This window comes from Cupriavidus yeoncheonensis, assembly GCF_905397275.1.
Classification (GTDB): Bacteria; Pseudomonadota; Gammaproteobacteria; order Burkholderiales; family Burkholderiaceae; genus Cupriavidus; species Cupriavidus yeoncheonensis.
On the sequence record NZ_CAJPUY010000033.1, the window covers coordinates 41,548 to 49,054 of the forward strand.

Below are 7,507 nucleotides of genomic sequence, written 5' to 3' on the forward strand. Positions count from 1 at the left end.
GACACACTGCCATGCCAGACACCTCGCAGAACGACGGCGTGATCGTGCGCCGCGCCAACGGCGTGCTGTTCGCCACGCTGAATATCCCGGCCACGCGCAACGCGCTGGCGCCTGAAGTCGTGGCGGCGCTGGCCGCCGCCGTGGAGCAGGCTGAGTCCGATCCGGAGGTGCGTGCCCTGGTGCTGCGCGGCGCCGGCGGCATCTTCAGCGCCGGCGGCAACGTCGGCAACTTCCAGGCCCGACTACAGGCCCGACTACAGGCCGATGCCAGCCAGGACGACCCGGTCGCCACGCGCAACCGCCAGTTCGGCTATTTCATGGAGCGCCTGTCGGTGCTGCCGGTGCCGGTGATTGCCGCCGTGGACGGCGCAGCCATGGGCGGCGGCATGGGCCTGGCGTGCGCGGCGGACATCGTGCTGGCCACGCGTGACGCGCGCTTCGCGCTGTCGGAGACGACGCTGGGCATCATCGCCGCGCAGATCGCGCCGTTCGTGGTGCAGCGCCTGGGCGCCGTGGCCACGCGCCGGCTAGGGCTGACCGGCGAGCGTGTCAGCGGCCAGCCGGCGGTGGCCCTCGGCCTGGTCGATCAGTTGGCCGAGGACAGTGCCGAGCTGGACGCGCTGATCGCCGAATGGCTGACGCGCATCGGCCGCTGCGGGCCGCAGGCCAACCGCGTGTTCAAGACGCTGGTGGGCCGTTGTGGCCAGGAGCCGGTGGCGCCGCTGCTGGACGAGGCCTCGCGCCTGTTCGCGCAATGCATGCGGCGCGAAGGCGCCGAAGGCGTGGCGGCCTTCCGCGAGAAGCGCGACGTGAGCTGGGTGGCGCGCTTCGATGCCGACACCGTCCGCGCCGCGCAGGCCGTTGCCTGAGCTTTCAAAGAGATTCACGGGACTTCCTCCATGTCTGCTATCCGCCGACCCTTCCATACACTGCTTGTCGCCAATCGCGGCGAGATTGCCGTGCGCATCATGCGCACCGCGCGCCGCCTCGGCCTGGCCACAGTGGCTGTCTATTCCGAGGCCGACAGGCATAGTCCGCATGTGGCCGCCGCGGACCGCGCCGTCTGCATCGGCGCCGCCGCGCCACGCGAGTCGTACCTGAACATTGCGGCGATCCTTGACGCCGCGCGCAGGAGCGGTGCCGATGCCGTGCATCCGGGCTACGGCTTCCTGGCCGAGAATGCCGAATTCGCCGAAGCCGTGGTGGCGGCCGGGCTGGTCTTCGTCGGTCCGCCGGCGCAGGCGATCCGCGCCATGGGCAACAAGGCCGAGGCCAAGCGGCTGATGCTGGCCGCCGACATGCCCTGCGTGCCCGGCTACCAGGGCACCGCGCAGGACGACGCCACGCTGCTGGCGCAGGCGGGCCAGATCGGCTACCCGTTGATGGTCAAGGCCGCCGCCGGCGGTGGGGGCCGTGGCATGCGGCTGGTGCGCGATGCCGCAGGCCTGCCGGCGGCGCTGGCCAGTGCCCGCTCCGAAGCGGAGACCGCGTTCGGCTCGGGCGAACTGATCCTGGAGCGCGCCGTGATTGCGCCGCGCCACGTGGAAATCCAGGTGTTCGCCGACACCCACGACCATGCGATCCACCTCGGCGAACGCGACTGCTCGGTGCAGCGCCGCCACCAGAAGGTCATCGAAGAGGCGCCGTCGCCGGCAGTCGGCCCCGCGCTGCGCGCGCGCATGGGAGACGCCGCGGTGCGCGCCGCGCGCGCAATCGGCTACGTCGGCGCGGGCACCATGGAGTTCCTGCTCGACGCCGATGGCAACTTCTACTTCATGGAAATGAACACGCGCCTGCAGGTCGAGCACGCGGTCACCGAAGCGATCACCGGGTTCGACCTGGTCGAGTGGCAGTTGCGCGTGGCGGCCGGCGAACCGCTCCCGGTCACGCAGGACGAAGTGCAACTGAACGGCCACGCGATCGAAGTGCGGCTCACCGCCGAAGACGTCCCCGCCGGCTTCCTGCCGCAAGGCGGCCCGCTGCTGCGCTGGCGTCCGCCGGTCCCGGGCCGCGACGTGCGCGTGGACCACGCGCTGGAAGAGGGCGGCGCCATTCCGACGCACTATGACTCGATGGTCGCCAAGCTGGTGGCGCACGGCGCCGACCGCGAAGAGGCGCGGCGCAAGCTGCTGCGCGCCGTGGAAGATTGCGTGCTGCTGGGCGTGCCGTCCAACCAGTCTTTCCTGGCCGACTGCCTGGCAAGTCCGGCCTTTGCGGGCAACGACGTCCACACCGGCTTTGTCGAGGCCCATATGCAGGCCGCGCTCCAGCCCACGGTGCCTGCGCCGCACGTGGCGGCGAGCGCCGCTCTGGTAGCCGCCGGCGTGCTGGACGGTGGCAGCCAGCCGGCCGCGCTGGCACGCACGGCGTCCAGCATCGCGCTGGATGCGGCGGGGCAGTCGTGGCAGGCCTCGCTGCACGCCGGGAGCGACGGCTGGCATGTCAGCCTGCGCGAGTGTGATGGCGATGCGCCGGCCGAAACATGCGTGGTGCGCGTGCTGCGTGCCGACCCGCAGGCCGGCACCGCGCTGGTGGAGTGCGACGGCGTCGCGTATCCGCTGGTGTTCGCCGCGGACAAGCATGCGCTGCACCTGTTCCAGGCCGGCCGCGCATGGAAGTTCCAGCGCCATGACCCGCGCCGCCGGCGCGACGCCGGCGCTGCCGACGGCCTGCTGCAGGCGCCGCTGACCGCGCGCATCGTGGCCGTGCACGTCGCCGAGGGCGAGCGCGTGGCAGCCGGCCAGCCGCTGGTGGTGCTGGAAGCCATGAAGATGGAGCACATCATTGCCGCGCCATTCGCGGGCGTGGTGGCTGAACTGGCCGCACGCACAGGCGGGCAAGCCAGCGCCGGGGCGCTGCTGGCCCGTGTGGAAGCGGACGCAGACAAGGAGACCGCATGACCAATACCGCCAGGACCATCCGCATCGGCGGCGCCTCGGGCTTCTGGGGCGATTCCGCTATCGCCACGCCGCAGTTGCTGACAGTGCCGGACATGCAATACCTGGTCTACGACTACCTGGCCGAAACCACCATGTCGATCCTGGCGCGCGCCCGCGCCAGGGACCCGGCGCTGGGCTATGCCACGGATTTCGTGAGCGCCGCCATGGCGCCGAACCTTGGCGAGATCCTGCGCCGCGGCATCCGCGTGGTCGCCAATGCCGGTGGCCTGAATCCCGAAGCCTGCCGCGACGCGCTGCTGAAGGCGGCTGCGCAACAGGGCCTGTCGCCGCGCATCGCCGTGGTGACGGGCGACGACGTGCAGGCGCAGTTCGCGCAATGGTGCGCGCAGGGCCTCACGGACCTGGCCGGCCAGCCGGTGCCGACCACGGAGCCGTGGTCCGCCAATGTCTACACCGGTGCGCAAGGCATTGCGCGGGCGTTGGGGCTCGGGGCGGACATCGTCATCGCCGGACGCTGCGTGGACAGCGCGGTGGTGGTCGGCGTGCTGGCCCACGAGTTTGAATGGGACTGGACCGACTGGGACCGCCTGGCCGCCGGGACGCTGGCCGGCCATGTCATCGAGTGCGGCGCGCAGGCCACGGGCGGGCTGTTCACGGACTGGCAGCGCGTGCCGGACTGGGACCGCATGGGCTACCCCGTGATCGACTGCGCGCACGACGGGAGCTTCCTGCTGAGCAAGCCGGACGGGACCGGGGGACTGGTTGACCCGGCAGCCGTGGCGGAGCAGGTCTTGTATGAGGTGGGCGATCCCGCCAACTACCTGATGCCCGACGTGACCTGCGACTTCCGCGCGGTGCGCACCGAACTGGCCGCGCCTGGCCAGGTACGCGTGTCGGGCGCGCGCGGCCGGGCGCCCGGCAGCCATTACAAGGGCAACGCGACCTGGCAGGACGGCTACCAGATCAGCCTGATGATGGCGATCCGTGGCATCGATGCCCCCGCCAAGGCGCGCCGCACGGCCGATGCGCTGCTCGCGCGCACGCGCGGCATGCTGGCCGCGCGCGGCCTGCCGGACTACAGCGAGACCATCGTCGAGCTGCTCGGCTGTGAATCGCAATACGGGCCGCATGCGCGCGACCTGCCCACGCGCGAGGTGGTCCTGCGCATCGGCGCGCGCCATGATCAGGCCAAGGCGCTGGGCTTCCTGCAGCGCGAGTGCTCGTCGGCCGGCACCTCGATGGCGGCGGGCACGCGTTCGTCGTTCTCGGGCCGCGTCGACATCCAGTCCGTGGTGAAGGTCTTTTCCTTCCTGGTGCCGAAGGCCGATGTGCCGATGCGCGTGGCGTTCGAGGGCGGCGAGATCGTCCTGGCCAAGGCCGCGCTGTGCGGCGACGAGGCAGCGCCCGAGGCCATCGATATTCCCGCGCTGCCGCCGGTGCCTGACGGGCCCCGCGTGGAGCGCCCGCTGGTCGCGCTGGCCTGCGCCCGCAGCGGCGACAAGGGCGACGACGAGAACATCGGCGTGATCGCGCGCCGGCCGGAGTACCTGGCGCTGTTGCGCGAACAGCTTACGCCGCGGGCCGTGCGCGCGTATTTCGCCCATCTCGTGCAGGGCGAGGTCGAGCGCTTCGAGGTGCCGGGGCTCAATGCGCTGAACTTCCTGATGCATGGCGCGCTGGGGGGCGGCGGTGTCGCGAGTCTGCGCTCCGACCCGCTTGGCAAGAGCTACGCGCAGATGCTGCTGGATTTTCCGCTTTCCGTCCCGCAGGGCTGGGCGCAGGACTTGAGCCACTGATTGACAGAAACCGAAGCGCCGGCAACAGGCGCCCATCCGACAAGGAGGAGACATGACGCAATACAAGCCCAGCGGGCGCATCCGCAGGCTGCTGGGGATGAGCGTGCTCGCCGGACTGATCGCCGGCGCGGTGCCGGCCATCGCGCAGGGCGACGGCTGGCCGAACCGTCCGGTGCGCGTGGTCGTGCCGTACACGCCGGGCGGCGTTTCCGATGCCGTCACGCGGCTCGTGATGCAGAAACTGTCCGAGCGCATCGGCCAGCCGGTGGTGGTGGAAAACCGCCCCGGCGCCAATGGCATGATCGGCTCGGACAACGTGGCCAAGTCCGCGCCGGACGGCTACTCGCTGCTGGTCGTGGTGGCGGGGCACGCGATCAACCCGAGCCTGTATCCGCGCATGAGCTACGATCCGGTCAGAGACCTGACCGGCGTCAGCCTGATCGGCCGCATTCCGTTGCTGCTGGTGTCGAGCGCGCAGCTGCCGCCCACCAACGTGAAGGAACTCGTGAGCTGGGGCAAGGCCCATCCGGACAAGATGACCTTTGCCTCGAGCGGCAACGGCTCGGGTGCCCACCTGGCCGGCGAACTCTTCGCGCAGACCACGGGCGTGAAAATGGTCCACGTGCCATACAAGGGGATTTCGCCGGCGCTGCCCGACCTGTTCTCGGGGCAGGTGGCCATCATCTTCGACTCGGTGCAGACCATGATGCCGCAGGTGAAGGCGGGCAAGGTGCGCGCGCTGGCGATCTCCAGCCCCACGCGCTGGCCGGCCGCGCCGGACGTGCCGACCATGGCCGAGGCGGGCTATCCGTCCGTGACGGCCAGCAGCTGGATCGGTCTGATCGCGCCGGCCAAGACGCCGCCCGCAGTGCTGGCGAAGATCTCCGCGGAGATGGATGCCGTGCTGCGCCAGCCGGACGTCCGGACCCGCCTGATCGACTACGGTATCGATCCGGTTGGCGGCAAGGCCGAGCAGTTCCAGGCCTTCATCAAGGAGGAATCGGTACGCTGGGGCGAGGTGGTGAAGAAGGGCGGCGTGAAGGTGGAGTGAGGGTGGAGTGAGTGCGGGTCGCAAGCCTGGTTCGTGGCCCGCGCTCGATGGCCGCAAGCCCGGTTCGCTATAAATGATGTTCCGCGCCGGGCGATGCCTGCGGCGGCCGTGGCGGCGCCATGTCGGCGCTGCAGCTCGGCGATTCCGCATCATGCGTATGCGGCTGAAGCGCCCCCGGCACATTCCGGCTTTCGAGCCCGTCATGCGACAGCCACAGCGCGGTGGTACTGGCCGCCCGGTCGATCAGCTCGCCGCAGCGCGAGTAGTCGTAGGGTGAGATATCGAGCGGGCAAAGCGGCGGCACCACGGAGATATGCGCGTGACTGCTCCAGTGCTGCAAGTCGTGGACGAGCTGGCGCGCGACGAGCAGCGAGAGCGCATTGAAAGCATGTTCCAGCGCCCCACGCGGCGGGCGCCGCTCGGAACACGTGAAGCCTGCGGGCAGTACGATCACGCGCGTGGCGCCGAGCCGGACTGCGGTCGAAACGGGGGTGTTGTTCGCCACGCCGCCGTCGATCAGCGTGCGTCCCTCGAACTGCACCGGCGGGAAGACGCCGGGTATGGCCGCACTGGCCAGCACCGCATCGACGATCGCTCCGCTGGAGAGCAGGACCTCCGCGCCGCTCTGCATGTCGGTTGCCACGACATGCAGCGGCAGTGTCGAGCTTTCCAGCCGCGCGTCGCCAAAATTGCGGCTCAGCAGCGTGCGCAGGCCGTATGCGTCCACCAGGTAGCCACGACTGCCGCCCAGCATGCCCAGTACGCTGCGCCACGACCACGGCATGATCTCCGTGCGGCGGATGGTGCGCCAGAGCTGTTCCAGCCGTGCCGCACCATCGCGCCCCGGGTTGCAGGCGAAGTAGGCGCCATTGATAGCCCCGGCCGAGGCCCCGATCACCAGGTCGGGGGTCAGGCCCGACGCGACCAGTTCCCGCAGCATGCCGACCTGGATCGCGCCCAGGCTGCCGCCACCGGCAAAGACGAAAGCGGTTTTTTCCATGATATGGGTCCGGCGCATCCCCGCGCGGGCTGGTTGAAGTCGTCCTGAGTAAAGCTTAGGCGACATCAGCGACATCGGGGCGAGTGGTGCGACTGGCCGCGCAGAAAACCAGGGGCAGGTAGCTTTCGAATCGGCTTCACGGATACAGGTCGGGAAACCGCGATCGGGTCAATTGCGCAATTAACCGACAGGAAAATGCTCGCAACTTTAAGGCGACCTTCGGTCGCACCGGGACCGGCATGGCGAGGGAATATGTATGGCATGTGGCACTTGCATACATACCAAAGCACTTGCAAAGCCTCTGCTTTGTATCGAAGCCGACAAGATTTCGCTGAGACGAGGTATCAACCGCGACCCAAAAATTACGGCCCATTAAATGGGGTGCGAAATGTCGCCAATTGACGAGAGTTCGTCGCTGGAGGCGCTGCTATGGTGGCTCGCGGCCACGGTGAGGCTTACCCGGCCGCGTCCCCATCTTCAAGCTAATCGTTCCAGGAACACGCATGACAACCATCTCGAATCTGGGCGTCGGCTCTGGTCTCGACCTGAGTTCCCTGCTGGATCAGCTCTCGGCGTCCGAACAGGCGCCGCTGACGGCTATCCAGGACCAGGAAACCAGCTACTCGACCAAGCTTTCCGCCTATGGCCAGCTCTCAAGAAACAGAAGTGAAGGTGGTTGTGTTCATGTGGCCACCTCTATCGGATTGACCTGGAACCCGAGGGCCGTGGCCCGGCGTTTGAGCGCGGCAATACTGCGCTG

At 69.1% G+C, this 7,507-nt stretch carries 6 protein-coding genes; 5 read left to right on the forward strand and 1 reads right to left on the reverse strand.

What is annotated here, in order from left to right; all coding sequences use genetic code 11:
• Positions 1 to 11 precede the first annotated feature (11 nt).
• From KHO22_RS29755 to KHO22_RS29770, 4 genes are read left to right on the forward strand one after another with little or no spacing between them, the layout of a single operon-like run.
• Positions 12 to 869, forward strand: a complete 858-nt coding sequence (locus tag KHO22_RS29755; protein WP_211950769.1) for an enoyl-CoA hydratase/isomerase family protein — start codon at positions 12 to 14, stop codon at positions 867 to 869.
• A 30-nt stretch (positions 870 to 899) separates the two neighbouring features.
• Complete coding sequence (locus tag KHO22_RS29760; RefSeq protein ID WP_211950770.1) at positions 900 to 2,900, forward strand: acetyl/propionyl/methylcrotonyl-CoA carboxylase subunit alpha; 2,001 nt, start codon at positions 900 to 902, stop codon at positions 2,898 to 2,900.
• Entirely contained in the window at positions 2,897 to 4,696 is a 1,800-nt protein-coding gene (locus KHO22_RS29765; protein WP_211950771.1) for an acyclic terpene utilization AtuA family protein, read from the forward strand. The genes KHO22_RS29760 and KHO22_RS29765 overlap by 4 nt, the downstream gene beginning before the upstream one ends.
• A gap of 52 nt (positions 4,697 to 4,748) precedes the next feature.
• Entirely contained in the window at positions 4,749 to 5,747 is a 999-nt protein-coding gene (locus KHO22_RS29770) for a Bug family tripartite tricarboxylate transporter substrate binding protein (protein ID WP_211950772.1), read from the forward strand.
• A gap of 67 nt (positions 5,748 to 5,814) precedes the next feature.
• Here the strand turns inward: KHO22_RS29770 and KHO22_RS29775 are convergent, their stop codons facing one another.
• Entirely contained in the window at positions 5,815 to 6,747 is a 933-nt protein-coding gene (locus tag KHO22_RS29775) for a patatin-like phospholipase family protein (protein WP_211950773.1), read from the reverse strand.
• Between the two features lie 503 nt (positions 6,748 to 7,250).
• On the opposite strand from KHO22_RS29775, the gene KHO22_RS32690 reads away from it, so the two are divergent.
• On the forward strand, positions 7,251 to 7,507 hold a 257-nt coding region (locus KHO22_RS32690), incomplete at its 3' end, for a flagellar cap protein FliD N-terminal domain-containing protein (protein WP_275950847.1).

Coding starts and splice junctions, on each gene's coding strand:
- KHO22_RS29755 (WP_211950769.1), top strand. CDS start 12: ATGCCAGACACCTCGCAGAACGACGGCGTGATCGTGCGCCGCGCCAAC.
- KHO22_RS29760 (WP_211950770.1), top strand. CDS start 900: ATGTCTGCTATCCGCCGACCCTTCCATACACTGCTTGTCGCCAATCGC.
- KHO22_RS29765 (WP_211950771.1), top strand. CDS start 2,897: ATGACCAATACCGCCAGGACCATCCGCATCGGCGGCGCCTCGGGCTTC.
- KHO22_RS29770 (WP_211950772.1), top strand. CDS start 4,749: ATGACGCAATACAAGCCCAGCGGGCGCATCCGCAGGCTGCTGGGGATG.
- KHO22_RS29775 (WP_211950773.1), bottom strand. CDS start 6,747: ATGGAAAAAACCGCTTTCGTCTTTGCCGGTGGCGGCAGCCTGGGCGCG.